Source organism: Microbulbifer sp. SAOS-129_SWC (assembly GCF_039696035.1).
Taxonomy (GTDB): domain Bacteria; phylum Pseudomonadota; class Gammaproteobacteria; order Pseudomonadales; family Cellvibrionaceae; genus Microbulbifer.
Genome location: NZ_CP155567.1, coordinates 3,491,793 through 3,517,024, shown reverse-complemented (window position 1 = coordinate 3,517,024; position 25,232 = coordinate 3,491,793). Strand labels below are relative to the sequence as shown.

The window sequence follows — 25,232 nt, the reverse complement described above, 5'->3', positions numbered from 1 at the left end:
TGGGGCTTGTCAGCGAATGCGGAGCAGTGTAAAACCTCAACTAAAGTTGAGGTCAACGGCTGCGGCCGATTGAAAATTGCTATCGGGTAATCGAGGTCCGGGCTATGACAAAAGGCGGCGGCCTGAGCCGTGAACTGAGTGTGGGGGCGGTATCTGAGCGCAGCGGTGTGCCGGTGTCGGCACTGCACTTCTATGAGAGCAAGGGGCTGATCAGCAGCTGGCGCACTGCCGGCAACCAGCGTCGCTACGGGCGCGATGTGCTGCGGCGCCTGGGGATCATCAAGGTGGCGCAGCGGGTGGGGATTCCACTGGCGGAGATCAAGACGGCGCTGGATACCCTGCCGGACGGGCGCACGCCGAACAAGAAAGACTGGAGCCGGTTGTCGGCGCGCTGGCGCGAGGACCTGAACAGCCGCATCGAACAGCTGACCCGAATGCGCAAGCGCCTCGATGGCTGTATTGGTTGCGGTTGTCTATCGATGGGCAGTTGCCCGCTGTACAACCCCGGTGATAGCGCCGCGGAGCGGGGTAGTGGTGCGCAGTACCTGGAGGGTGATCCCTGAGTTGCCAGTTGCCACATATGACACCGCCGGTGATTAGACTGCATGACCCTGTTCTGTTCTGTTCTGTTCTGTTCGGCGCGGTGCGCTGTAGATTACTCGGTGGCGGCCCTGCTACCGGTGGCCTTATGCGGGACACGCCGTGAACCCATCCCTGGGGGCTTGGCGGCCGGATCCCTCCGGCCGACAGTCCCGCAAAGGCCACCGGTATCAGGGCCTTTGCATAACGTTCATTGTGTCTAGATAGCCTTTACTGCTCGACACACTCTTACGAAGTTAGCTACTACAAATTTAAGGCAAAGTGCTGGGTGTACCATTTTGAAACCGTCGGCGACAGGGCCGAAGGCGCCGTGAATGCCTGGAACGGCCGGACCGTCGCCGCCGGAGCGTACAGGGATGTATTTAAGGGGGGCGCCCAGCCCGATTTCGAAATGGTACACCCAGGGCTTTGCCGCCGCGAAGTTAGTTCGGAGCACCGCTGAACCAAGTGGACTATGTGAAATCAAAAAGGGTGAACACAGGGGGCGCCCAACCGCGCCAAATACTCTCGGTACCGTCGCTTCTACAAATCGTCGCTACCGGATAAAAGTCTGTAGTGCTCCACCTCGGGAAACGGATCATAGAAGTGATGCAGTAACGCTTTCCAGCGCTGGTATTTCGCCGAGCCGCGGAAACCCTCTGTGTGATCCTCGAGCGTCTGCCAGCGCACCAGCAGCAGGCAGCGGTTTTCCTTTTCCACACATTTTTGCAACTGGTGGCTGAGGTAGCCGGGCATGGCGGCGATGATGGACTGGGCTTCGGTAAAGGCCCGTTCAAAGTCGGCACACTGGCCGGCTTTGATATCGAGCTGCGCGACTTCCAGTATCACCGCCGTTGGCTGCATATTATATTAAGCGAAAATACGGCGGTAGAAGGCGACGGTGCCCTTCCAGGCATCGGCCGCGGTGTCTGCGTTGTAGGCGAGGGGGATGCCGAATTTTTCCCCTTTGCCGGTGGCGGCGGGGTTGGTAAAGCCGTGTTTGACGCCGGGATAACTGGTTAGCTCGAATTTCACCCCGGCTTTCTGCATTTCCCCGACAAAGCCGGTGACCTGCTCGGTGGGTACCATATCGTCGGCACCGCCGGTGTAGACCTGCAGTTCCGCCTTGATGCTGCCGGGCTTCACCTGGATATCGCTTTGCAGGGTGCCGTGATAGCTGATGGCGCCCTTCAGGTCGATGCCGAGCCGCGCCATATTCAGCGCCACGGCGCCGCCGAAGCAATAGCCCTGCGCGGCGATTTTTTGTGAGTCGACGGTTTCGTGCTGCTGCAGCAGCTCCAGCGCCGCGCGGAAGCGCGCTTCGATGGCACCGGGGGTGTTCAGGGCATTATTCATCAGTTCGGTGGCATCGGTGGGATTGTTGGCACTCTTGCCGCTGCCGAACAGGTCCAGCGCGAAGGCGGTGTAACCCTCTGCGGCCAGCATGTCGGCCTGTTCACGCACGAAATCACTGTGGCCCCACCACTCGTGAATCAACAGAACCCCGGGGCGTTTTTCGCTGCTGCTGTCATCGTAGGCGATATAACCGGTAAAGGCTTCACCGTTTACGGTGTAGTCGACAGATTCACTGTGCACGTTGATCTCCTCTGACAAAAATTGAATAGCCGTGGATTTATTGATCCCACGGCGGACCTTTCAGTTCCACCACATTGGATTCCGGATCGGTGATGTACAGGGACGGACCCTCGCCCTCGGCGCCGTAGCGGGACTCCACCTGGCCCGGATCCACACCGCGATTGCGCAGATACTGGATGATGGTCTCGGCATTGAAGGGCTCGACGCGCAGGCACAGGTGATCCAGGTTGCGCCCTTCGCGCCCCGGCGCGGCGCCGCCGGCACGGCCGAGCTTCTGGTTGACCGGCACCAGGTCAATCAGGCTGCTGCCGGCGCGCAGCTGGTACAGGCCGATATCGCGCTGCTCCCGCTCGACGGTGCAGCCGAGCAGGCCGCAATAGAAATCGAGCATTGCCTGCAGGTCGCTGACGCGCAAGACGATATGGTCAATCTGGCGGATCTGAAATGGTGTTGTCATTGTTTACCCGAAAATCCGTTACACCAATGGTCCCAGGAAAGGCTCGATCGTAACCCAGTCACCGGTGGCGCAATCACCGCTGTCCTGTGACAACACGATAAAACAGTTGGCGCGGGCGAAGCCAGAGAGAATATGGCTACCCTGGATACCGGCGCTCTCCACCACCTGCAGGCCGTCACCGTCACGATAGGTAAAGCCGCGCTGGTAGTCGGTGCGCCCCGGTGCCTTGCGGATCGGGTTGATCAGCCGCGCGCGGCTCTGCAGGCGCGGGTGACGCGCGCTTTCTGCGACGCCGCGGACCTTTTCCAGTGCCGGCAGCACCAGCTGGTAAAGGGTGACCAGCGCGGAAACCGGATTGCCGGGCAGGCCGAAGAACAACGCCGCGCCGGCGTTGCCGCCATCGGCCGGTTCGCGCGGCAGGCGGCCAAAGGCGAACGGCTTGCCGGGCTTGATCGCCAGGCGCCACATTTCCAGTTGACCGAGTTCCTCGAGTACGCGGCGGGTGTAATCCGCGTCACCCACCGACACGCCGCCGCTGGTGATCACGATATCGGCGCTATCGCGCGCACGCATAAACGCATCGCGAATGGTGCCGGGATCATCAGGTTGGCAGCCGAGATCGATCACCTCGATATTCATTTGCGCCAGCGCCGCCTTCAATGCGATGCGATTACTGTCGTAGATATCGCCGCGGCCGAGTTCGGCCGCCGGGGTTTCGAGCGGGCGCAGCTCGTCGCCCACCGATAGTACCGCGGCGCGCAGCCGGCGTATTGCTGTTACGTGGCTGATCCCGGCTGCGGCGAGCAATGCGATATCCGCCACGCGGATGGGGTGACCGGCGCGCAGCAGACACTGGCCCACGCACACATCCTCGCCGCGGCGGCGGATGTGTTCGCCGACAGCGGCGCTTGTATGCAGGTGCAACACCTCGCCGGCAAGCTCTGCCTGCTCCTGCATCACTACGCGGTCGGCACCAGCTGGCAGCGGTGCGCCGGTGGTAATGCGTGCGCATTCGCCGGCTTTGAGTGTTCCGTCGAACGGATGGCCGGCGAGGCTCTTGCCGGTCAGGGTAAAGGTATCGCCGTCGCCGGCCAGGGCGTAGCCGTCCATCGCGGAGTTGTCACAGGGCGGCAGGTCGAGTTGCGCCCCGGCGTCTTGCGCCAGCACGCGGCCGCAGGCCTGTTCCAATGGCAGGGTTTCGGTATCCCGCAGCGGGGCGACGGCATCCAGCAACTGCTGGCGTGCGTGCTCGACGGGGATCAGGCCGGGTTGAAGGCAGCGGTCGGCGGTCATGGCGGCTTATCTTTCTTGTCGGTGATAGGTCGACATTAACGCGCGGCGGCGCAAATGCAAAGCTGGAGGGCGGGATTCCTCGCTGTAGAAGCGGTTGAGGACCGCTCCTGCAGCGGGAGAAGGCATCAGGCGACGTGTTGAGTTTGCGTGCGCAGCAGCGCGGCGATTTCCGCTTTACAGGAGCCGCAGTTGGTGCCGCAGCCGAGTTCGGCGCCAAGCTGCTCTACCGAGTCGGCGCCGGCGTCGATGGCGCACTCGATCTGCTCGCGCGAGACCTGCATACAGCTGCAGATGATCTGTGGCGCCGGGGCGACTTTCTGCAGCAGTTGTGCCGGCTGCTGTGGCAGTGGCTGTTGCAGCCACTGCTCCAGCGCGCGGCGATCCGGTAGTTGCTGCCAGTCTGTGGCACTGAACAACAGCAGCTGCAGAGCGTCCGTGTGCACTAGCCAGCGTTCACCGGCGGGCAGGTGCAGTTGCTGCCAGTGCAGCGGTTCCGCGACCTCGGCCAGTAGTTGTTGCGCCAGCATGCGGCAGTCCGGCGTTTGTCCCAGTGCCAGCTCGTAGCGGTAGCCGCCCGCACAGGGCACGCGGTACCAGTGCACCAGCGCGTCGATATCCGCCAACCGGGTTTGCAGACGCTCGGTCACGGCGGCGCTACACACCAGGCGCAGATAACTGTGTGCGGCCAGTGGCTGCAACGCGACGGCGATCTGTTTGAACTCCGGCTGGCCCGAGTGCGGATCGATGACCGGCTCCGCCAGCGCGCTGACGCGGCTGTCGCCGGCGAGGCTCTCGCTCCAGTGAATCGGTGCGAACACTTCGCCGGCTTTCTGTGTGGCGGTGACTGCGGCACGCCCGCGCATTCGTCCGCGCGCGCTGCGCAATTGCACCAGCTGGCCGTCGCGTACCTGCCAGCGCGCGGCGTCGGCGGGGTGGATCTGCAGCTCGGGCAGTTCGCTGTGATCGAGCAGCTGGCGCGCGCGGCCGGTGCGGGTCATGGTGTGCCACTGGTCGCGCATGCGACCGCTGTTCAGCCACAGCGGGAAGTCATTGCTGCGTTGCTGTTGCGGTGCGCGCGGTGCCACGGCGATAAAGCGCGCGCGACCGGAGTCTGTGAAGAAACGGCCGTCGCCAAACAGTCGTTGGCTGCCGTTGGGGTTGATCGCGTTGGCCGGCCATTGCACTGGTTGCAGCTGGTCGTACTGGCGCCGGCTGAGGCCGGCCAGCGCGGAAATATCGAAGGCGCGGCGGCCGCCGTTTTCAAACCCGGACAGGGCCGCGTGTTCGCGGAAAATTTCCGCCGGGTGACGGTAATCGAACGCTTTCCGGTGGCCGAGGCGCGCGGCCAGGTCGCAGACGATCTGCCAGTCGTGGCGCGCTTCGCCAGGCGGCGGCAGGAAGCTGCGCTGTCGCGAGATGCGCCGCTCGGAATTGGTGACGGTGCCGTTTTTTTCCGCCCAGGTGGTGGCCGGCAGTAGCAGGTCGGCGCAGCGCGCGGTATCGGTGTCGGCGACGCAGTCGGACACCACCACCAGTGGGCAGTTGCGCAGTGCTTCGGCCACGCGCGCGGCGTCCGGCATACTCACCGCCGGATTGGTGGCCATGATCCACAGCGCCTTGATCTCGCCGCGTTCCACCGCCTGAAATAAATCAACGGCCTTGAGGCCGGGCTTCCGCGCAACCCTGTCGGTCTGCCAGAAGCGCCCCACGCGGTCGATATCCTGCGGGGTAAAATCCATATGTGCGGCAAGCATATTGGCCAGCCCGCCGACTTCGCGCCCGCCCATGGCGTTGGGCTGGCCGGTGATCGAGAAGGGACCGCAACCGGGCTTGCCGATACGGCCGGTGGCCAGGTGGCAATTGATGACGGCATTGTTCTTGTCAGTGCCGCTGCTGGACTGGTTGATGCCCTGGGAATAGAAACTCACGGTCTTGTCGCTGCGTGCGAACAGCCGGAAAAAATCCCGCAGCTGTTGCCGCTCTACACCGCAGGCCTGTGCGGTTTCCGCCAGCGACCAGCCCGCGGCCGCGGCGATCGTGTCGACGAAGTTTTCCGTATGCTGCTCGATAAACGGATGGTCCAGGTGGCCGTGGCTGTGCAGGTAATTCAGCAACCCGTTCCACAGCGCGGCGTCGCTGCCCGGTGTGATCGCCAGATGTAGATCGGCCATTTCTGCGGTGGCGCTGGTGCGCGGATCGATGACCACCAGTTTGGTATCCGCTGACTGCATGCGCTGGAACAGGATCGGATGGGTCCAGGCGGCGTTGGAGCCCACCAGCACCACCAGTTCTGCTTGCTCCAGATCCTCGTAACAGCAGGGCACGGCATCGGCACCCAGCGCGCGTTTGTACGCGGCTACTGCCGACGACATGCACAGGCGCGAGTTGGTATCTACATTGCCACTGCCGATAAAGCCCTTCATCAGTTTGTTGGCCACATAGTAGTCTTCGGTCAGCAACTGGCCGGACAGGTAAAAGGCCACCGAGTCCGGGCCGTGCTCGGCGATGGTGCGGGTGAACTGCGCGGCCATATAGTCCATCGCCGTGTCCCAGTCGCACTCCTCGCCGTGCAGGCGCGGGCGCAGCAGCCGCCCACGCTCGCCGAGAGTATCGGCCAGCGCGGCGCCCTTGACGCACAGGCGGCCGGCATTGGCCGGATGCTGCGCGTCGCCGCTGACGCTGATGGTCTCGGTAGTGCCGCGCAGCTCGCGGGTGGCGGCCACGCCGCAGCCGACGCCGCAGTAGGGACAGGTGGTGCAGGTTTTGTGCGCGTGAAACCGCTCGCTTGGCCCCATGGTCAGAACTTTTCTGCGCCGGCAACCAGTACGGTGTCGCCGTCGAAGGCGACGCGGTAACTGCCGAGCTGCACACTGTCGTCCTCGAGGCAGATACCATCGCGCAAGCGGAAGTGGTGCTTGTACAGTGGTGAGGCGACCGTCAGCTCACCGTCGATTTCGGCAATGATGCCGCGGGAGATGACGCCGGCGGCGGCGAGCGGATCCCAGTTGTCGATGGCGTAGAGCTGCGGCTCGGCGCCGGGAATAAAAAAGAGGGCGATACTCTGCTGTCCCGCATCTTGCGGGCTGGTCTGCCCCGCAATACGCGGGCCAGCAGAATTCTCGCCCACAAGGGCACACACTCCGGAATGGGCAACCAGATCTGATCGCTTGCAGACTGGCTGCCACTGAGCGCGGGTTATGGCAACTTGATTCATGATGTTCTTCTCCTATCCCGGGAGCGTGGTGTTCGGGGAGATCCGCCCCAGCACCGCTGCGGCCCGTGGGTCCACCTTGGTTAATGATCGTTGTTCTATGTTTTGCGCGGGGCCGGCGTGGGAGCCTCTTTCCGGGACACGCTGTACATACTTCCCTGTACGCTCGTAATCGGCATCCATGCCTCATACGGTCCCGGAAAGAGGCTCCCACACCGGCCTGGTAAGCTCAGTGCGTGATTCGAGGCGGATATCACGCCGGCTCGGCGATGCGTACAATTTCCTCTTCCCGTGCCGGGCGCGGTTGCTGGCGCTCCTCGACAAACACGATTTTCTCGTCTGGTTCGTCGCTGTTGACGAACTGGCGGAAGCGCTTGAGCATCTCCGGATCATTGATCGCGGTCTTCCACTCGCACTGGTAGGTGCCCACCACGTTGTTCATCTGTGCTTCCAGCTCATTACAGATGCCGAGTTTGTCGTCGATGATGACTTCGCGCAGGTAGTCGAGACCGCCGTCGAGGTTTTCCAGCCACACCGAGGTGCGCTGCAGCTTGTCGGCGGTGCGCACGTAGAACATCAACAGGCGGTCGATGTATTTGACCAGCGTCTCGTCGTCCAGGTCGGTAGCGAACAGATCCGCGTGGCGCGGGCGCATGCCGCCATTGCCGCACACAAACAGGTTCCAGCCGTTCTCGGTGGCGATCACGCCCACGTCCTTGCTCTGCGCCTCGGCGCACTCGCGCGTGCAGCCGGATACCGCCATCTTGATCTTGTGCGGCGAGCGCAGGCCCTTGTAGCGGTTCTCGATATCCAGCGCCATCTTGACACTGTTCTGTACGCCGAAGCGGCACCAGGTACTGCCGACACAGGACTTCACTGTGCGCAGGGACTTGCCGTAGGCGTGGCCGGTTTCGAAGCCGGCATCGATCAGTTCACGCCAGATTTCCGGCAGTTCCTCCAGCCGTGCCCCGAACAGGTCGACGCGCTGGCCGCCGGTGATCTTGGTGTAGAGGTTGTATTTCTTCGCCACCTGGCCGAGCACGATCAGCTTGTCCGGGGTAATCTCGCCGCCGGGCACGCGCGGTACCACTGAATAGCTGCCGTTCTTCTGCATGTTGGCCATAAAGGTATCGTTGGTATCCTGCAGGCCGACATGGGGCTTCTTGTGGATATGATCGTTCCACAGGGAGGCGAGGATCGAGGCGGCGGTCGGCTTGCAAATTTCGCAGCCGTTGCCGTGGCCGTGTTTTTCCAGCAGTTCCTCAAATGTCTGGATTTCCTCCACCTGTACCATGTGGAAAATTTCCTGGCGGGTGTAGGGAAAGTGCGGACACAGATCGTTGTTCACTTCCATACCCAGCGCGGCGAGTTCTTCGTCGACCACATTCTTCAGCAGTGCAGAACAGCCGCCGCAACCAGTGGACGCCTTGGTGGCATCTTTCACCTCACCGAGGGAACAGCAGCCGCCGGCTACCGACTGCACGATATCGCCCTTGCTGACGTTGTGGCAGGAGCAGATGGTGGCGGTATCCGGCAGGGCGCTGGCGCCGAGTGTCGGCGCGGCGCCGTCGGCGGCGGGCAGGATCAGCTGTTCCGGGTGTTCCGGCAGTTCGATGGCGTTGAGGTGGTACTGCAACAGCTGGTCGTAATCCCCGGTGTCGCCCACCAGCACCGCGCCGAGCAGTTTCTTGCCGTCGGCATCGGTGATCATGCGCTTGTAGATGCCGGTCTGTTCGTCCACGAAGGTAATTGCTGCGGCGCCCTCACTGCGACCATGGGCATCGCCAATGGAGCCCACCTCCACACCGAGCAGTTTCAGTTTGGTGCTCATATCGGCGCCGGTAAAACTGGCTTGCTCGCCGCACAGCAGGGCGACGGTACTGCGTGCCATGGTGTAACCGGGAGCCACCAGGCCGTAGATAAAATTGTTGTACAGGGCACATTCGCCGATGGCGAAAATATTGTCGTCGGACGTGCGGCAGGATTCGTCGATCACGATTCCGCCGCGTTCGCCCAGTTGCAGGCCAGCGGATTTGGCCAGTTTGTCCTCGGGGCGGATACCGGCGGAGAAGACGATCAGGTCGGTGAAGAGTTCGCGCTCGCCTTTACTCTCCCCTTGAAAGCGCATCCTCAGACGGCCGTCGACCTCCTCGATCAGCTCGGTGGCGGTGCTGGTGTGCACCGTCACACCCAGATCCTCGATTTTGTTTTTCAGCAGCCCGGAGCCGCCTTCGTCCAGCTGCACGCCCATCAGCCCCGGAGCGAATTCCACCACGTGGGCTTCCAGCCCCAGCTCTTTCAGTGCGTTGGCCGCTTCCAGCCCTAACAGCCCACCGCCAATCACGACCCCGGTACCGCCGTCAGCGGCGGCCGCGCGGATTGCATCGAGATCTTCCAGTGTGCGATAGACGAAACATTTTTCGTGCTCGTGGCCGGGGATCGGCGGTACGAACGGGTAGGAGCCGGTGGCGAGAATCAGCTTGTCGTAGCTCTTTTCGATACCGGACGCGGCGGTGACGGTTTTGTTTTCCCGGTCGATGGAAATCGCACTGGCGTTCAACAGCAGCTCGAAACCCCAGTCGCGGTACTGTTCGATTTTACCCAGGGCCAGGTCGTCGGCACTGCGTCCGGCAAAGTACTCGGACAGGTGTACGCGGTCGTAGGCAGGACGGGGTTCGGCACAGAAAACGGTGACTTCGAACAGTGCTTTTTCCGGCCGGGAGGCCAGCTGCTCGAGAAAGTGGTGGCCCACCATGCCGTTGCCGATAACGATCAGTTTTTGCTTAACCTGGGGTTCAACCATGTGAGTTCCTGCCGTGTCTTGTCTGAATGATTCGGCAGGAAGGGAAGGGCGGTGGCGGATCAGCATGGGCGCCTCCTCTTCTGCCGAAGAGTCCAGGCGCCGTTGCCTCGTTAGGGGGATAAATTGTGTTGGTGCTAATTGTTATTCAAGTTATGTGCCAATCGATAAAGTCTTGAATTCTGTGGGTTTGCTGGCTGATGGTGCACAGTAGTTGCCACAAAATAGTGCGAGCTGACATTGTTTGCACCCGACTGGTGCCTGTGTTCTGTGCGGAGGTTCTCTGGTCTGCCTCAGTGGCGGCAAAGTACAGGGTGTACCATTTCGAAATCGGGCTAGGCGCCCCCCCTTAAATACATCCCTGTACGCTCCGGCGGCGACGATCCGGCCGCTCCACGCATTCACGGCGCCTTCGGCCCTGTCGCCGACGGTTTCGAAATGGTACGCCCGGCACTTTGCCTTCGGTTTGCAGTACGTTCCTTCGTAAGAAGGACTGGAGCAGCCAAGCCCTCTAAGTGCGGTAAACATTATGCGAAGGCGCTGGTACTGATACCTGTTTGCCAGACCTTATGAGGCATGGATGCCGATTAGAGCGTACAGGGACGTATTTACCGCGTGTCTGGCAAACAGGTATCGGTAGCAGTGCCGCCACTGAATTACCTACAGCGCACAGAAACAACCAGGGCGAACACAAGGTTCGCCCACACACAGCCCCTGGAGGTAGCAGGTATCTCGCTGTTTCATTCACAGAAAATACAACAGATGCGACAGCAACAGCAGTAATGCCACCAGCTGCCAGAACAACAGCGGATTGCGCTCCATCAGCGGCTGGTGCTCGCGGCGGATGAAGTCTGGGTTGGGAGTGTGCAGGTCGTGTACGAATTCCGACAGCGCCGCGTAACGATGGCGCGGGTCGGCGTTGCAGGCTTTGCGTAGGGCGCCGTCGATCCATTCCGGCAGGTCCTCGCGGTGTTTACGCGCGGAGATGTAGCGCAGGCCGGCATAGCTCTTCAGCTGGTAGTGCTGGAAGCCGGCGCGCTCGCGGTAGGGGTAGTGGCCGGTCAGCAGTTCGTAGGCAATCACGCCGAGGGAGAACAGATCCGAGCGGTGATTGGCCGGGTCGCCGAAAAAGTATTCCGGGGCGGCGTAGTTCTTGCTGCCCGGTGTCTCCGCACCGCGGTGGCGCAGGTGCTCGCTCAGGCCCGCGGCGTTGGCGCCGCCCAGGTCGATCAGTTTCAGGCGGCCATCGGCGGTCACCATGATGTTTTCCGGCTTCAGGTCGCCGTGCACGATTTCCAGGCGCTGCAGGCGGCGCAGCGCGCTGACCAGTTGCCCGATCATATCGCGTACCTGCTCCACCGCCGGTTGCGGGTGCAGCTGCTGCCATTGGCGGAGGTTCTGGCCATCGACAACTTCCATCACGTGGTAGAGAAAGCGGCGTTCGCCCGTGGGCGGGAAGACACGCACGATACCGGGATGGTCGACGCGGCGGCCGGTCCACTCCTCGGCGAGGAAGTTCTCAATATAGGCCGGGTCATCGGCGAAATTGATCGACGGTGTCTTGAGTGCGCGCAGTTCGCCGCTTTCCGCATCGCGCGCCAGATACAGGTGGCTGCGGCTGCTGGCATGCAGCTCCTGCAGGATCAGGAAATGATCCAGGCGGTTGCCCGGGCGCAGGTCCGGCGGGAACGGCAGGGTGCCGCTGGAGTGCAGCAGGTCATCGCCATCCGGCTCGGTCACGCGATTGACGCGGCAGATTGAAGCGCTGAGGTTGTCGTCGGAACCGGCGCTGCGCGCCGCCTCAATCAGGTCCGCGGCGGCGCCGCTGCGCAGCAGGCGTTTAATTGTGTCGGGCGACAAATGGTCGTGCACGCCATCGCTGGTGAGCAGATAGATATCGCCGGGCTGCAGTGGCTCGCGGCGGTAATCCAGTTCCACATGGGCATCCATGCCCAGGGCGCGGCTGAGAAAAGTGCGGCCGCCGCCGAGGGCGGTGCAGTGATCGCGGGTCAGGCACTCCAGTGACTCGCCGCGCAGGCGGTAAATGCGCGAATCGCCGATATGGATCAGGTGCGCATTGGCGCCCTTGAAAATGGCGGCGGAGAATGTGGTGAGCCAGCCCTGGCGCACTGCGCTGGCGCCGCCGCCCTGGCGGAACAGCCAGCCATTCAGCGACTGCAGCACCCGCGCGGCGGCCTGTTTGACACTCCAGGTGTGCGGCGTGCTGTAGTAGTCGGCGACAAAGCCGCTCACCGCCGCGCGCGCGGCGTCACCGCCGGCGCTGGCCGCGCTGACCCCATCGGCGACCACTGCCAGTGCGCCGCGGTATTTCAGTTCGTCGCCGCCGGGCAGGCGCACCGCGCAGGCGTCGTCGTTGCGCGCGCGGCGGCCGGCCGCCGAGGCGCTGCAAAATTGCAGTGCCTCTTGCGTGTGCGCCGGGCGTGCCGACAACTCAAGCGACATCGATCAGCGACACACTGCCGTCGGGCAACACTTCGGCCATCTGCCCTTCCGGTTCCTCCATCAACAGCAGCGCGGCAAAGCCGACCAGCGCAGTGGCGGCAATGACCAGGAAGAAGGTCTGGTATGAAGCGAGGCTCAACACCGTCAGGTAGAACACCGCACCGACATTGCCGTAGGCGCCGGTCATGCCGGCGATCTGGCCGGTCAGGCGGCGCTTGATCAGCGGTACCACCGCGAATACCGCGCCCTCACCGGCCTGCACGAAGAAAGAGCACAGCATCGCCGCGGCCACGGCCAGGTATAGCGGCCAGCTGGAGGCAATCTGGCTCATGCCCAGGTAGCCCAGCGCCAGGCCCAGTACCAGTATCTGCAGCGTGGCGCGGCGGCCGAATTTGTCGCTGAACAGGCCGCCCAATGGCCGCGATACCAGGTTCATAAACGCATAGGCGGAGCCGAGCAAGCCGGCCTTGACCGGGTCCAGGGAAAAAGTTTCGGAAAAAAACAGCGGTAGCATGGAGACCACCGCCAGTTCGGAGCCGAAAGTGGCGAAATAGAGCAGGTTCAGAATCGCCACCTGCTTGAATTTGTAGCGGTGGATCGGCGCCGGCGGTTTCTCCAGTACCTCGCGGTTGATCTGCAAGCACTTGCGCGCATCCAGCGCATACAGCAGCACCAGCGCACAGTAGATGGCAACCGCCGCAGTGCCGGGCAGCACCGATACCCCGGCGGGAGACAGTTTCCAGGTCAGTAGTGCCAGCGCCGCGTACATCGGCAGTTTCATCACCAGCAGCAGGATAAAGTCGCCTTTGCTGGTCACTTCCATGCCGCCGATACGCTTGGGTTTGAAATAGGTGGCGCCTTTGGGGGTGTCGGTGACGGTGTGGTAGTAGATCACGCTATAGGTCAGGGCGATGATACCGGTAAGAGCGACGGCATAGCGCCAGCCGTCCTGCCCGCCGAAGATCAGCGCCACCGTGGGCAGGGTAATTGCCGCGGCGGCGGAGCCGAAATTGCCCCAGCCACCGTAGATGCCCTCCGCGGTGCCCAGCTGCCGCGCCGGGAACCATTCGGACACCATGCGGATACCGACCACGAAGCCGGCGCCGATAAAGCCGAGCAGGAAGCGGCCGATGGCGGCCTGCACGAAGTTGTCTGCCAGCGCGAACAGGAAGCAGGGCAGGCTGCCGACTGCCAGTAGCAGGGAGAAGGTCAGGCGCGGGCCGTACCTGTCGGTAAGCATACCGATGACGATGCGCGCCGGAATGGTCAGCGCCACGTTCAGGATCAGCAGCGTCTTCACCTGTTCCGGCGCCAGCGACAGGCTGTCGGCGATGGCCATCAACAGCGGCGCGTGGTTGAACCAGGCAAAGAAGGTGATGAAAAAGGCCACCCAGGTCAGGTGCAGGATTCGGGTTTTCCCGCGGAAGGAAAACAGATTCAGGGTTTCGCTGGACATGCGCGTATCCTCTTTATCGTTGCCGTGCTGCAGCAGTAAAAGGCCGCAGCTCGAATTTTCCGCGGGCAGAAAAAAAGCCCACGGGGCAGCTTGCGCTGCATCCGGTGGACTTCGTTGTCCGATCTTCGTTTTTGGCCGGCGGAAGGTCCCGGCCGCTATTCAGTCACTAGTGTTGTTGCATTCCGTAGTAATGCTGCATTCAAGTTGTGTGCCACTGATGTCAGTGGCGTTGCAGGAATTCAACCGTCTGCCGGTAGAGTTCCTCGCGGAACGCCGTTTCGGCGCCGTCGCTGATCGGCGAGAAGCACGCGCACAGATCGAGCAGCTGGCGCGCCTTGTCTTCGCTGGGGCGGCCGCAGTCGTTGTCGCTGTGGGCGAACAGGTGCCAGCCGGGGTTGGCCAGCGGTTCGCGGTCGCCGCGGCGGTAAAGTTGATCGCACAGCGAGGGTTCCAGGCTGGTACTGTCCAGGTCCAGATATTCCGGTCGCGCCAGAACCGCAGCCGCGTCGCGGCGCTGGGCGCGGTCGGCGAGCCAGCTGCAGGCTTTCAGCAGCGCGGCGCGCAGGGCCAGGTGGGTGCGCGGATTGGCCTCGTGCCAGGAGCCGGTCACCGCCAGTACCTTTTCCGGCATGGCCGGCAGCAGCGCGTTGCAGGCGGCCACCACCGTGCCCAGGCCACGCTGGGCGGCGATGGTGTTCCAGGGCTCGCCCACGCAGTAGCCGTCGATGTCGCCGCGTTCGAGACGCGCCACCATCTGCTCCGGCGGCAGCACCAGGATCTGCAGGTCGCGGTCGGGGTCGATGCCGGCGCCGCGCAGCCAGTAGCGCAGTTGCAGTGTATGGCTGGAGAAGGGATAAACGGTGGCGAGCTTCAGCGGTGTCGCGTCGGAGGCGCGCTGGCGCAGGAACTCGGCCAGCGCCGCGCCGGTATCGGCGCCGGTGTCCGGCTCCAGGTCGAGATCCCGGCACAGGGAGCGCGACAGGGTGATGGCGTTGCCGTTACAGCTCAGGATCAGGCCGGTGAGCAGGGTTTCCTCGCAGTGGGGCAGGGCCTGCGCCAGCGTCAGCGGCATCGGCGCGAGCATGGCCGCGGCGTCGGCGGCGCCGCCAATCAGTTTGTCGCGCAGCGTGGCCCAGGAGGTTTCCCGCTGCAGCGCCACATCCAGGCCGAAATCGGCAAAGAAACCCATTTCCCGCGCGACGATCAGCGGGGCACTATCGGTCAGACGCAGGTACAGCAATTTCAGGTGGCGCTTTTCCGGGGTCAGTGACGTGACTGGCATGGCGTTACGACTTCTTCTGTAGGAATTGGATGACCTGCTCGGCCACCGCGAGCATGGTGGCGTTGCTGTTCATGGCCAGGTTGCGCAGGGTGCGGTGGGCGGCGTCTTCGTCCAGGTTGTTTTTTGCCATCAGCAACCCCTTGGCGCGCTCGACGGTCTTGCGTTCGTGCAGCTGCTGCTGGGTGCGCTCGAGGGACTTGCGCAGTTGCTGGTAATTGCGGAACTGCGCCATGGCGATCTCGATCGCCGGGGCTACCCGATCGGCGCTCATGCCCTCGGCCATATAGGCGCTGACACCGGCATCCACGGCGCGGGCGATAAATTCGGAGTCGCCGCGCGCGGAAAAAATGGCCACCGGTGTGGGGTTCTGGCGGTTGATCACGGTCAGGCTCTCGAGGATATCCCGGTCCGGGGACTCGATATCGATCAGCACGATATCCGGGCGGTGGATATCCACCTGCTGCAGCAGGCCGGCGGCGCTGTGCAGCTGCACCAGCAACTGGTAGCCGGCCGCCTGCAGCTGCCGGCTGACCATGTCAGCGCGCTCGGGCTGATCGTCGACCAGCATAATGCCCAGTGGTTTGCTCATCGGTTCGAAATTCACCTGGAGGCCGGCCCTTTTTTTGATTCTGTGCCGCGCCGTTTCCGGGCGGCGCTGTGCCGGCGGGTTGTTCTCGTCTTCGGTTGCGCGTTGCGCAGACAAAAAAGGCCCGGCGACCCGCGTGCGGGTTGTCGGGCCTCATTGCCATTGGTAAAAAACAATCAAAAGTTGTGCCAAGCGCCAATCCGCGAGATTTCGCCGCTGTGGATGGGGGGACTGGTTGCCCTGGCTTGTCAGTTCGCACTAAGCTGGTGCGGGCGCACCGTCACGCGGCCTGATTTTGGTGCACCGGGACGCGTTGCGTAAGCGCAACCGCCGGCTCAGCGCCGTGGCATAGACCTTGCCTGAATGATGTGAAGTGGAAAGACACGCTGAAAGGCGTGACCGGGAATGTTTCATAATGCACACTGGATGTGGGCAAACACAGGCTCAGGCCCAAGCCCAGGTGAAAAAAGACGACAGGAGAGACTCGATCGGCGAATCCCGTTAATCCGTAAATTCACAAACACCGAGCCCCCGGTGCTAAGTTCCCGTTGTTTCGCAGAGGGAATAGGCGCCGCGGGCCGTGATCGCTGATCGCGGTCACCAGGGTCGGCGGAGAAATCTTCCGGCCTCCCGAGAGCCGTCGCACTGACCGCTCGCTGACTTGGAAAGGCGTTTGATGCTCACAGACAACCTCGGGCGCAGGTTCTACTACCTGCGCCTGTCCGTCACCGATGTCTGTAACTTCCGCTGCAGCTACTGCCTGCCGGATGGTTATCGGCCCACGGACGAAGCCCCCCATCTCACCGCGGCCGAGGCGGCCACGGTGGTGCGCGCATTTGCCAGCCTGGGGACGCAGAAACTGCGCCTGACCGGTGGTGAGCCATCGCTGCGCGCCGATCTTGCCGAGATTATCGCCGCCGGCAAGGCCACGCCGGGTATCCGCCGGGTGGCGGTGACCAGCAACGGCTACAAGCTGCCGCGGGTCATCGACGACTGGCGCGCGGCCGGCCTCGACCAGCTGAATATCAGTATCGACAGCCTCGACCGGCACGAGTTTGCCGAGTTCACCGGCCACGACTGCCTGCCGCGCGTGCTCGATGGCATCGAGCGTGCGCGTGCGCTCGGTGTCGAGGTCAAGGTCAACGCCGTGCTGCTCGCCGACGGCGCCGAGCGCCGCCTGGGGGAATTCCTGCACTGGCTCGAGGACACGCCGGTAACGCTGCGCTTTATCGAGTTGATGCGCACCGGCGACAATCGTGACTACTTTGCCAGCAACCACCTGCGCGGCACCACCATCGAACAGCGGCTGCTGCGCGAGGGCTGGCAGCTGCTGCCGCGGGCCGCGGACGCGGGCCCGGCGCGTGAATATCGCCACCCGGATTACCGCGGCCGCATCGGCCTGATTACCCCCTACAGCGAAGATTTCTGCGACAGCTGCAACCGCCTGCGCGTGTCCGCGCAGGGACGCCTACACCTGTGCCTGTTCGCGGAACAGGGGCTGGATCTCTACGACGTTATTCGCACTGGTGACAGCGATGCGCTCGCCCGCCGCGTGCGCGCACTGATCGGCGGCAAGGCCGCCAGCCACCAGCTGCAGGCGCAGCAGGTCGGGGCCACGCGCAACCTGGCGATGCTCGGTGGCTGAGCGCTTGCGCATCTGCCCGCTGGTCCTGGCCGGCGGCCAGTCCCGGCGCATGGGTCGCGACAAGGCCGCGCTGCAGTTGCCCGGCGGCGAGACGCTGCTGTCGCGGGCCATCAACCTGCTGCAGTCACTGCCGACTGTGGAGGGAATCGAGTGGTTGAGTCCGCGCGTCAGCGGGGCGCGCCCCGGAGGTATCGCCGATCGCGGCCCCGCGCGCGGCCCGCTAAGTGGTCTCTGGGCGGTGAGTGAAAGCCTGCGCGAGGCGCAGGTTTCCTGCGACGGCCTGCTGGCCGTGCCGGTGGATATGCCGCTGCTACAGCGCACACAGCTACTGACGCTGTGCCGTGCGGCGCGGGCCGGTGCGTCGGCCGCGTGTTTTGGCCGCTACCGGCTACCACTGTGGCTGCGCCTCGACGACGATGGCCGCTCTTACCTGCGCAGGATCGCCGCAGGGGATGGAGGTGGGGATGCGTCGCTCGGTGCGCTGTTGGCAGCACTCGGCGGCGAACAGCTGCCAGTGCCGGCGGGAGACTGGCACTGCAACGTCAACCGGCCGGAGGAATTTGCGCGGGTGAACGCGCGGCTGGATGCTCTATCGGGGCCACAGGCAGTTGAATAACCGGATTTAAGAACCCCCAATTTTTAAACAACAACGTTTTTGCAAATCAAAGCTAACCAGACAGTGAGTGAGTATGTCGACACACAGTGAAATCAACGCGGGCAGTGCGGCGCTGAATATTGCCGTGCTGACCGTTTCCGATACCCGCACCGAGGCCAATGACACCTCCGGCCAGTACCTGGCCGAGGTGCTGCAGCGCGCCGGGCACACGCTGGCGGACAAGCAGATCGCCCCGGATGATATCTACCAGCTGCGCGCGCAGGTCTCCCGGTGGATCGCCGACCCCGCCATCCAGGTGGTACTGACCACCGGCGGCACCGGCTTCAGCGGCCGCGACTCCACCCCGGAGGCGCTGGCGCCGCTGTTCGACAAGCAGGTGGAGGGCTTCGGCGAGCTGTTCCGCGCCGTGTCCTTTGACGAGATTGGTTCCTCCACGATCCAGTCCCGCGCCCTGGCGGGCCTCGCCAACAACACGCTGATCTGTTGTATGCCGGGTTCCACCGGCGCCTGTCGCACCGCCTGGGACAAGATCCTCGGCGAGCAGCTGGATGCCAGCTTTAAACCCTGTAACTTTGTCGCGCACCTGCTGGCGCCCAATGGCCGGAGCTGAGCATGCTGACCCATCTGAACCGTCGCGGTGAAGCGAGCATGGTGGATGTCACCGACAAGGCCGTCACCGAGCGCAGCGCCCGCGCCGAATCCCTGATCTGTATGAGCACCGAGGCTTTCGTGCAGTTGTGCGAGGGCCAGAACAAGAAGGGCGATGTGCTGGCCACGGCGCGCATTGCCGGTATCCAGGCGGCCAAGAAAACCGCCGAGCTGATCCCGCTGTGCCATCCGCTGGCGTTGACCAAGGTGCAGGTGGACTTCGAGCTGGACCGCGAGCGCTGCGGAGTGCGGGTCACCAGCTTGTGCAAGCTGGCCGGGCGCACCGGGGTCGAGATGGAGGCGCTGACGGCGGCGTCGGTGGCGGCACTGACCATTTACGATATGTGCAAGGCGATGGATCCCGCGATGGAAATCTTGCACACGCGCCTGGCGGAAAAGCTCGGCGGCAAGCGCGGCCTGTGGCGGCGCAGCGAAGCGGAAGTGGCGGCGGGGAATCAGGCGCCGAATCAAGAGGAGGGCGACTGGTGATACGGGTTCTGTTTTTTGCCGGCCTGCGCGAGCAGCTCGGCTGCAGCGAGATCAACGTGCCCGCCGACGCCTGCGACAGCCTGGCGGAGCTGCGCCGGCAGCTGAGCGAGCGCGGTGATGCCTGGCGCAAGGCATTGGCCGACGAGCGCCTGCAGATGGCGCGCAACCGCGAAATGGCGCGGCCCGACAGCGTCGTTGCCGCCGGTGACGAGGTGGCCTTCTTCCCGCCGGTCACCGGGGGTTGAGCGTGGCGATCAGTATCGCGGTGCAGCGCGCGCCCTTCGATGTGGGCGCGGAGTATGCGCAGTTGCGCGCGGACAATCGTGCCGACGGCGCTGCCGCCATGTTCGTCGGTTCGGTGCGGGACCTGAACCTCAGCCAGTCTGTGCAGCGCCTGGAGCTGGAGCACTATCCGGGCATGACCGAAAAGGTCTTGCACGAGGTTGCCGAGCGCGCCAGCGCGCGCTGGGATCTCGGCCGCGCGCGCATCGTGCACCGTGTCGGTGTGCTGGAGCCGGGTGAGGATATCGTCTTTGTCGGCGCCAGCGCACCGCATCGCCAGGCGGCCCTGGATGCCTGCGGATTTATGATCGACTGGCTCAAGACCGAAGCGCCTTTCTGGAAAAAGGAAAGCGGACCCGACGGCGAGCGCTGGGTCGAGGCGCGCCAGAGCGATCATGACGCGCTGGAGAAGTGGTAGCCGGGTGTCACGATCAGTGAACCAGTGATCTCCGCGATGACGGTCTTATTGCGCCGGGAAGAGCGCTATTACGCGGCGGCTTATTATGTAGCCGGGCTCCATAACCGCGATAGTGTTTATCAATATTCCTGAATCTATCGTCAATATCCGTGTTTTTGTTGCCGAATATTCGCTTGCAACAAAGCTGGCAGCGCGTTTTGACGGTAATTCAATTACAGTTCGGTTAGTTATCGCGCCACTTCCCATTATTTATTTGTGCATATCTGCACAGTCACAATGGTAACTGTGCGTGGGCGTTGATTTATCTGCTAAAAATGATCACAAATCGCAGCTGTTTCATGTGAAAGTATTGGCAGGCCCCGCGGTGCGGTCACTATAGGCTGGCGCTAATTCCATTATTGATAAATCTTATATGAAGTGCGGTTTAATATTCTTTTATTGCCGTTAAGCTATGTATAGAATTTTCAGCCCCTTTTGAAAACCGGCCAAAAAAAATCGCCCCAATGGAAGTGGCGGATAGATAGTGGGTTTGATCGGGGTGTCAGATTAATCGTTACATTCGCAATGATTTTTCCAGCGGAAAACCGTTGGGCACACAGCTGCACAGGAAGTGCAGCGGCTGGCGCTATGCCGGCATGAAGCGCTGTGAACCCGCAGGGAGAAACTCTCGCGGTATTGCGCAAACGGCGATTCGAACAACGGGAAGCGTAGCGAGTCGGCGGTATATAAATACAACAGAGCCATCTTACTGAGGGAGCAAAGCGGTGATCATAGCCATTCCAAAAGAGAGCGCGGCCGGGGAGGCGCGGGTAGCGGCCACTCCAGACAGCGTGCGGCGGTTGCGCGACCTGGGTTTTTCCGTCGTGGTGGAAAGCGGAGCGGGGGCGGCGGCCAGCTTTGCCGACGATGCCTACGCTGAGGCCGGTGCTGAAATCCGTGAAAATATTCAAGCCTGCCTACAGGGGGCCGGCCTGGTACTCAAGGTGCAGGCGCCGAATGAGGCCGAGCTCGAACTGATCCCCGAGGGCGCAACTCTGGTGGCCTTCCTGAAGCCGGCGCAGAACTATGCGCTGCTGCAGCAACTCGCGGAAAAAAATATCAACGCCCTGGCGGTGGAGTCCGTCCCGCGTATTTCCCGCGCGCAGAAAATGGATGCGCTCAGCTCCATGGCGAATATCGCCGGCTATCGCGCGGTGATCGAGGCGGCGCACAATTTCGGTCGCTTCTTTACCGGGCAGATTACCGCCGCCGGCAAGATTCCGCCGGCCAAGGTGCTGGTGATCGGCGCTGGTGTGGCCGGGCTGTCGGCGATCGGTACCTCGAAAAGCATGGGCGCGATTGTGCGCGCCTTCGACACCCGCGCCGAGGTGCGCGAACAGGTGGAATCCATGGGGGCAGAATTCCTCACCGTGGACATCGAGGAAGAGGGCTCCGGTGGTGGCGGCTACGCCAAGGTAATGTCCAAAGAGTTTATCGATGCGGAGATGGCGCTGTTCCGCGAGCAGGCCCAAGAGGTGGATATCGTCATCACCACCGCGCTGATTCCCGGCAAGCCGGCGCCGAAGCTGTGGCTGGCGGATATGGTCGACTCGATGGCCGACGGCTCGGTGGTCGTCGACCTGGCGGCGGAGAACGGCGGCAACTGCGATTACACCGAGCCCGGTGAGAAGGTGGTCAAGAGCGGTGTCACCATTATCGGCTACACCAACCTGCCGAGCCGCGCCGCGACCCAGTCCTCGCGCCTCTACGCCACCAACCTGGTGCATCTGCTCAGCGAGCTGACCCCGGAGAAGAATGGCGAGATTGCTCTCGATTTCGACGATGAGGTGATTCGCGGTGCCACTGTGGTCAGGGCCGGGGAAATCACCTGGCCGCCGCCCGCGCCCAAGGTGAGCGCGCAGCCCAAGCCGGCACCGCAGAAGGCTGCGGCACCCCGGGCGGCGCAGGAGAAAGTCGAGAAGAAAACTTCGCCGCTGTCGTTCCTGTTGTTCTGGCTCGTGGCCGGCGGCTTGCTGCTGTGGCTCGGCCGTGTGGCACCGCCGGATTTCGTTTCCCATTTCACCGTGTTTGTACTGGCAATCTTTGTCGGCTGGCAAGTGATCTGGAATGTGACCCACGCGCTGCACACGCCATTGATGAGTGTCACCAACGCGATTTCCGGCATCGTTATTGTCGGGGCGCTATTACAGGTCGGCGCGACCGACTCCGGTCTGGTGACCCTGCTGGCATTTGTCGCTGTGCTGGTGGCGAGTATTAATATTTTTGGTGGCTTTTTGGTCACCTACCGCATGCTGAAAATGTTTCGGCGCTAAGGGGGAGAGAGAATAATGAACGGTATGATTTCCATGGCTTATCTCTTCTCCGCGATGATGTTTATCCTCAGTCTCGGCGGGCTTTCCAGTCACGAGACGGCGCGGCGTGGCAACATTTACGGCATGGTGGGCATGGCGGTGGCCATTGTCGCCACCATCGCCGGTATCGCCAGCGGTGCTTATTGGATGGTGGCCATCGCCATGGCGGTGGGCGCAGTGATCGGCGTGCTGTTGGCCCGGCGCGTAGCGATGACGCAGATGCCGCAAATGGTGGCGCTGCTGCACACCTTTGTCGGCCTGGCGGCGGTGCTGATCGGCTGGGGCGGTTTCCTCGATCCGCGGATGTCCCTGCACGGCGCCGAGCAACTGGTGCACCACACCGAGATCTATGTGGGTATTTTTATCGGCGCCATCACCCTGACCGGTTCCGTGGTCGCCTTCGGCAAGCTGCAGGGGCTGATTTCCGGTAAACCGCTGATGCTGCCCGCGCGCCACTGGCTCAACCTGGCGGCCCTGCTCGGCTGCGTGGTGCTGGGGGTGCTGTTTATCCCGGCAGAGCGCGGCGCGGCCAGCACGATCGAGCTGCTGGTGATGACATCGATTGCGCTGCTGCTGGGTATTCACCTGATCGCGGCGATCGGCGGTGCCGATATGCCGGTGGTCATCTCGATGCTGAACAGCTACTCGGGCTGGGCCGCGGCGGCGACCGGTTTTATGCTCAGCAACGACCTGCTGATTGTGGTCGGCGCCTTGGTCGGTTCCTCCGGTGCCATCCTCAGTTACATCATGTGTGCGGGTATGAACCGCTCGTTTGTCAGCGTGATTCTGGGCGGCTTCGGTTCCGGCGGCGGCGAAGTGGCCGAGGGTGAGATCGAAGGCGAAGTGGTGGAGACCAGCGTCGATGAAGTCGCTGCGGATCTGGATGCTGCCGATAGTATCATCATCGTGCCCGGCTTCGGCATGGCTGTCGCTCACGCCCAGCAGGCGGTGAGCGACCTGACTGACAAGCTGCGCAAGCAGGGCAAAACGGTACGCTTCGGCATTCACCCGGTGGCCGGTCGCCTGCCCGGACATATGAACGTGCTGCTGGCCGAGGCCAACGTGCCCTACGACATCGTGCTGGAGATGGAGGAGATCAACGACGATTTCCCCGATACCGACCTAGTACTGGTGATCGGTGCCAACGACACGGTCAACCCGGACGCGGTGGAGAAGCCCGGCTCGCCCATTGCCGGTATGCCAGTGCTGGAATGCTGGAAGGCCGGTAAAGTCGTGGTGCTGAAGCGCTCCATGGCCTCCGGCTACGCCGGCGTTGCCAACCCGCTGTTCTACAAGGACAACGCGCGCATGCTGTTCGGTGATGCCAAGGACAGCCTGCAGGCGGTGATCGGCAAGCTGAACGGCTGAGCGTCGCCGCTGGGCGGCGATGTGGTAACCTCGCGGATTCCAATAATAAAAAACTGGAGTCTGTTCACATGGAGGTTTTCCCGCGCCGCCCGCTGCTGGCCGCCCTGATCTGCTGTTCCGTCATCGCGCTTGCCGCCTGTGGTGGAGGCGGTGGTGGCGGAGGCGGCAATAACCCGACCACTGCTACGGACAGTGGCACTGACACCAACTGGCAGCCTGGTAATTTCCTGCCCGCCTCGACCTTTGCCAACCGCTGTGTGTCACCGCGCAGCGGCACCGACGCGAACGGCGACCCCTATGGAGACGTCAAGGGAACGCGGCTGGATGAGAACAACTGGCTGCGCTCCATGAGTCACGAACTGTACCTGTGGTACGACGAGATCGAGGATATCGATCCCGCCGACTTCGACGATTCCCTCGATTATTTCGCACAGCTGAAAACCTTCGCCCTGACCCCGAGCGGCAACCAAAAGGACCGCTTTCACTACACGGTGCCCACCGAGCAGTGGAACGCGCAGACGCAGTCCGGGGTATTTGTCGGTTACGGCCTGCAGTGGGCGCTGGTCAGCCTGGAGCCACCGCGGCGCGCGGTGGTGGCCTATACCGACTCCGGCGCGCCGCTGGAGGTGGTCGACAGCAACGGCCAGCCGGTGAACATCACCCGCGGCGCGGAGGTGTTGACAGTGGATGGCGTCGACCTGGCCTACAGCAACGATGTGGATACGCTCAATGCGGGTATGTGGCCCGCGCAGGCGGACGAGCAGCACAGTTTCGAAATACGGCCGCTGGGCGCCACCGACTCGGTTACCGTAACCCTGACCGCCGCCGCCAACGCGTCCAAACCGGTGCAACATGTGGAGTATTTTGACAACGCCACTACCGGCAAGCGCATTGGCTACCTGTTGTTCAACGACCACATCGCCACCGCCGAGCCGGCACTGATCGATGCGGTCAATCAGCTGGGTGACTGGGGCGTGGACGAGCTGGTGCTGGATCTGCGCTACAACAGCGGTGGTTACCTGTATATCGCCAGTCAGCTCGCCTATATGATCGCCGGCGATATGCCCACCGCCGGTCAGCCGTTCGAGCAGGTTGTCTGGAATGACCAGCACCCGACCACGGACCCGGTCACCGACCAGCCTCTGCAGCCGATGCCGTTCTACACGGTGACCTCCGGCAACGTCGGTACCCAGGCAGACCTGCCGCTGCCGTCCCTGAACCTGCCGCGCGTGTACGTGCTGTCCGGCAGCAGCACCTGCTCTGCCAGCGAATCAATCATCAACAGCCTGCGCGGTGTGGGGGTGGATGTGGTGCTGATCGGCGCCACCACTTGCGGCAAGCCCTACGGTTTCTATGGCCTCGACAATTGCGGCACCATGTATTTCACCATTCAATTCAAGGGGGTGAATGCCAGCGGCTTCGGTGACTACACCGATGGCTTTGTGCCGGCGGGTACCACCGGCACCGACGCCGATGTGCATGGCTGCAAGGTGGGCGACGACTTCGATCACCTGCTCGGGGACGAGAGTGAGGGACGCCTGGCTACCGCGATCTACCATATCGAAACCGGCAGCTGCGGGACCCTGTCGGCTTCCGCCTACAGCAGCGGTGCCGTGGGTTCGTCGCTGTCCGCTGGCGGCGCGCGGGTGAGCAAACCTCTGTGGCGCAGTAACCGGATCATGGTGAGGTGAA

21 protein-coding genes and 1 riboswitch are annotated in these 25,232 nt (G+C 62.9%); of the genes, 10 read left to right on the top strand and 11 right to left on the bottom strand.

Annotated elements, in window-relative coordinates; genetic code table 11:
- Nucleotides 1-104 precede the first annotated feature (104 nt).
- The gene (gene soxR / locus ABDK11_RS15180; protein ID WP_346837359.1) at nucleotides 105-563 is read left to right on the top strand and encodes a redox-sensitive transcriptional activator SoxR; all 459 of its coding nucleotides are present in this window, start codon (nucleotides 105-107) and stop codon (nucleotides 561-563) included.
- Between the two features lie 559 nt (nucleotides 564-1,122).
- Here the strand turns inward: soxR and ABDK11_RS15175 are convergent.
- The 11 genes from ABDK11_RS15175 to ABDK11_RS15125 all read right to left on the bottom strand — a co-directional run bounded on the left by ABDK11_RS15175 (nucleotide 1,123) and on the right by ABDK11_RS15125 (nucleotide 15,726).
- Entirely contained in the window at nucleotides 1,123-1,428 is a 306-nt protein-coding gene (locus ABDK11_RS15175) for an antibiotic biosynthesis monooxygenase (protein WP_346837358.1), read from the bottom strand.
- Nucleotides 1,429-1,449: 21 nt separating this feature from the next.
- Nucleotides 1,450-2,175 carry a dienelactone hydrolase family protein gene (locus tag ABDK11_RS15170; RefSeq protein WP_346837357.1) on the bottom strand — a complete coding sequence of 242 codons (726 nt, stop codon included), beginning with the start codon at nucleotides 2,173-2,175 and terminating at the stop codon, nucleotides 1,450-1,452.
- A gap of 37 nt (nucleotides 2,176-2,212) precedes the next feature.
- Entirely contained in the window at nucleotides 2,213-2,632 is a 420-nt protein-coding gene (locus tag ABDK11_RS15165) for a VOC family protein (RefSeq protein ID WP_346837356.1), read from the bottom strand.
- An 18-nt stretch (nucleotides 2,633-2,650) separates the two neighbouring features.
- Nucleotides 2,651-3,925: a gephyrin-like molybdotransferase Glp gene (gene glp / locus ABDK11_RS15160; protein WP_346837355.1), complete on the bottom strand. Its 1,275-nt coding sequence runs from the start codon at nucleotides 3,923-3,925 to the stop codon at nucleotides 2,651-2,653.
- Nucleotides 3,926-4,050: 125 nt separating this feature from the next.
- Nucleotides 4,051-6,720 (bottom strand): nitrate reductase, encoded by a 2,670-nt coding sequence (locus ABDK11_RS15155; protein WP_346837354.1) that lies wholly within the window; start codon nucleotides 6,718-6,720, stop codon nucleotides 4,051-4,053.
- A 2-nt stretch (nucleotides 6,721-6,722) separates the two neighbouring features.
- Nucleotides 6,723-7,052: a nitrite reductase small subunit NirD gene (gene nirD, locus ABDK11_RS15150; protein ID WP_346837353.1), complete on the bottom strand. Its 330-nt coding sequence runs from the start codon at nucleotides 7,050-7,052 to the stop codon at nucleotides 6,723-6,725.
- 337 nt (nucleotides 7,053-7,389) lie between these two features.
- Entirely contained in the window at nucleotides 7,390-9,939 is a 2,550-nt protein-coding gene (nirB, locus tag ABDK11_RS15145; protein WP_346837352.1) for a nitrite reductase large subunit NirB, read from the bottom strand.
- A gap of 741 nt (nucleotides 9,940-10,680) precedes the next feature.
- Nucleotides 10,681-12,399 carry a bifunctional protein-serine/threonine kinase/phosphatase gene (locus ABDK11_RS15140; RefSeq protein ID WP_346837351.1) on the bottom strand — a complete coding sequence of 573 codons (1,719 nt, stop codon included), beginning with the start codon at nucleotides 12,397-12,399 and terminating at the stop codon, nucleotides 10,681-10,683.
- Nucleotides 12,389-13,855, bottom strand: coding sequence for a NarK family nitrate/nitrite MFS transporter (locus ABDK11_RS15135; protein WP_346837350.1), 1,467 nt, complete (start codon nucleotides 13,853-13,855; stop codon nucleotides 12,389-12,391). Before ABDK11_RS15135 ends, ABDK11_RS15140 begins: the two co-directional genes overlap by 11 nt.
- Before the next feature lie 220 nt (nucleotides 13,856-14,075).
- Nucleotides 14,076-15,137 (bottom strand): CmpA/NrtA family ABC transporter substrate-binding protein, encoded by a 1,062-nt coding sequence (locus ABDK11_RS15130; protein WP_346837349.1) that lies wholly within the window; start codon nucleotides 15,135-15,137, stop codon nucleotides 14,076-14,078.
- 4 nt (nucleotides 15,138-15,141) lie between these two features.
- Nucleotides 15,142-15,726, bottom strand: a complete 585-nt coding sequence (locus tag ABDK11_RS15125; protein WP_346837348.1) for an ANTAR domain-containing protein — start codon at nucleotides 15,724-15,726, stop codon at nucleotides 15,142-15,144.
- 506 nt (nucleotides 15,727-16,232) lie between these two features.
- A riboswitch (molybdenum cofactor riboswitch) is annotated at nucleotides 16,233-16,411 on the top strand.
- On the opposite strand from ABDK11_RS15125, the gene moaA reads away from it, so the two are divergent.
- From moaA to ABDK11_RS15080, 9 genes are all read left to right on the top strand, one after another.
- Entirely contained in the window at nucleotides 16,400-17,368 is a 969-nt protein-coding gene (gene moaA, locus ABDK11_RS15120) for a GTP 3',8-cyclase MoaA (protein ID WP_346837347.1), read from the top strand. Its footprint overlaps the riboswitch before it by 12 nt.
- Nucleotides 17,361-17,984: an NTP transferase domain-containing protein gene (locus tag ABDK11_RS15115; RefSeq protein WP_346837346.1), complete on the top strand. Its 624-nt coding sequence runs from the start codon at nucleotides 17,361-17,363 to the stop codon at nucleotides 17,982-17,984. The genes moaA and ABDK11_RS15115 overlap by 8 nt, the downstream gene beginning before the upstream one ends.
- Nucleotides 17,985-18,057: 73 nt before the next feature.
- On the top strand, nucleotides 18,058-18,594 hold the full coding sequence (gene moaB, locus ABDK11_RS15110; protein ID WP_346837345.1) for a molybdenum cofactor biosynthesis protein B: 537 nt from the start codon (nucleotides 18,058-18,060) through the stop codon (nucleotides 18,592-18,594).
- Nucleotides 18,591-19,121 (top strand): cyclic pyranopterin monophosphate synthase MoaC, encoded by a 531-nt coding sequence (gene moaC / locus ABDK11_RS15105; RefSeq protein WP_346840207.1) that lies wholly within the window; start codon nucleotides 18,591-18,593, stop codon nucleotides 19,119-19,121. The genes moaB and moaC overlap by 4 nt, the downstream gene beginning before the upstream one ends.
- Nucleotides 19,118-19,366, top strand: coding sequence for a molybdopterin converting factor subunit 1 (gene moaD, locus ABDK11_RS15100; protein WP_346837344.1), 249 nt, complete (start codon nucleotides 19,118-19,120; stop codon nucleotides 19,364-19,366). The genes moaC and moaD overlap by 4 nt, the downstream gene beginning before the upstream one ends.
- A gap of 2 nt (nucleotides 19,367-19,368) precedes the next feature.
- A complete protein-coding gene (gene moaE / locus ABDK11_RS15095; protein WP_346837343.1) occupies nucleotides 19,369-19,821 on the top strand; it encodes a molybdopterin synthase catalytic subunit MoaE in 453 nt (150 codons plus the stop codon).
- 764 nt (nucleotides 19,822-20,585) lie between these two features.
- Nucleotides 20,586-22,133, top strand: coding sequence for a Re/Si-specific NAD(P)(+) transhydrogenase subunit alpha (locus ABDK11_RS15090; RefSeq protein WP_346837342.1), 1,548 nt, complete (start codon nucleotides 20,586-20,588; stop codon nucleotides 22,131-22,133).
- A gap of 15 nt (nucleotides 22,134-22,148) precedes the next feature.
- Entirely contained in the window at nucleotides 22,149-23,540 is a 1,392-nt protein-coding gene (gene pntB, locus ABDK11_RS15085) for a Re/Si-specific NAD(P)(+) transhydrogenase subunit beta (RefSeq protein WP_346837341.1), read from the top strand.
- 68 nt (nucleotides 23,541-23,608) lie between these two features.
- Nucleotides 23,609-25,231, top strand: coding sequence for a S41 family peptidase (locus ABDK11_RS15080; RefSeq protein WP_346837340.1), 1,623 nt, complete (start codon nucleotides 23,609-23,611; stop codon nucleotides 25,229-25,231).
- Nucleotide 25,232 lies beyond the last annotated feature (1 nt).

Excerpts from the sequence above, each read along its gene's own strand:
- ABDK11_RS15155 (WP_346837354.1), bottom strand. The coding sequence starts at position 6,720 with ATGGGGCCAAGCGAGCGGTTTCACGCGCACAAAACCTGCACCACCTGT.
- nirB (WP_346837352.1), bottom strand. The coding sequence starts at position 9,939 with ATGGTTGAACCCCAGGTTAAGCAAAAACTGATCGTTATCGGCAACGGC.
- ABDK11_RS15165 (WP_346837356.1), bottom strand. The coding sequence starts at position 2,632 with ATGACAACACCATTTCAGATCCGCCAGATTGACCATATCGTCTTGCGC.
- glp (WP_346837355.1), bottom strand. The coding sequence starts at position 3,925 with ATGACCGCCGACCGCTGCCTTCAACCCGGCCTGATCCCCGTCGAGCAC.
- ABDK11_RS15140 (WP_346837351.1), bottom strand. The coding sequence starts at position 12,399 with ATGTCGCTTGAGTTGTCGGCACGCCCGGCGCACACGCAAGAGGCACTG.
- moaB (WP_346837345.1), top strand. The coding sequence starts at position 18,058 with ATGTCGACACACAGTGAAATCAACGCGGGCAGTGCGGCGCTGAATATT.
- ABDK11_RS15080 (WP_346837340.1), top strand. The coding sequence starts at position 23,609 with ATGGAGGTTTTCCCGCGCCGCCCGCTGCTGGCCGCCCTGATCTGCTGT.
- pntB (WP_346837341.1), top strand. The coding sequence starts at position 22,149 with ATGAACGGTATGATTTCCATGGCTTATCTCTTCTCCGCGATGATGTTT.
- ABDK11_RS15135 (WP_346837350.1), bottom strand. The coding sequence starts at position 13,855 with ATGTCCAGCGAAACCCTGAATCTGTTTTCCTTCCGCGGGAAAACCCGA.
- ABDK11_RS15130 (WP_346837349.1), bottom strand. The coding sequence starts at position 15,137 with ATGCCAGTCACGTCACTGACCCCGGAAAAGCGCCACCTGAAATTGCTG.
- ABDK11_RS15125 (WP_346837348.1), bottom strand. The coding sequence starts at position 15,726 with ATGAGCAAACCACTGGGCATTATGCTGGTCGACGATCAGCCCGAGCGC.
- moaA (WP_346837347.1), top strand. The coding sequence starts at position 16,400 with ATGCTCACAGACAACCTCGGGCGCAGGTTCTACTACCTGCGCCTGTCC.
- soxR (WP_346837359.1), top strand. The coding sequence starts at position 105 with ATGACAAAAGGCGGCGGCCTGAGCCGTGAACTGAGTGTGGGGGCGGTA.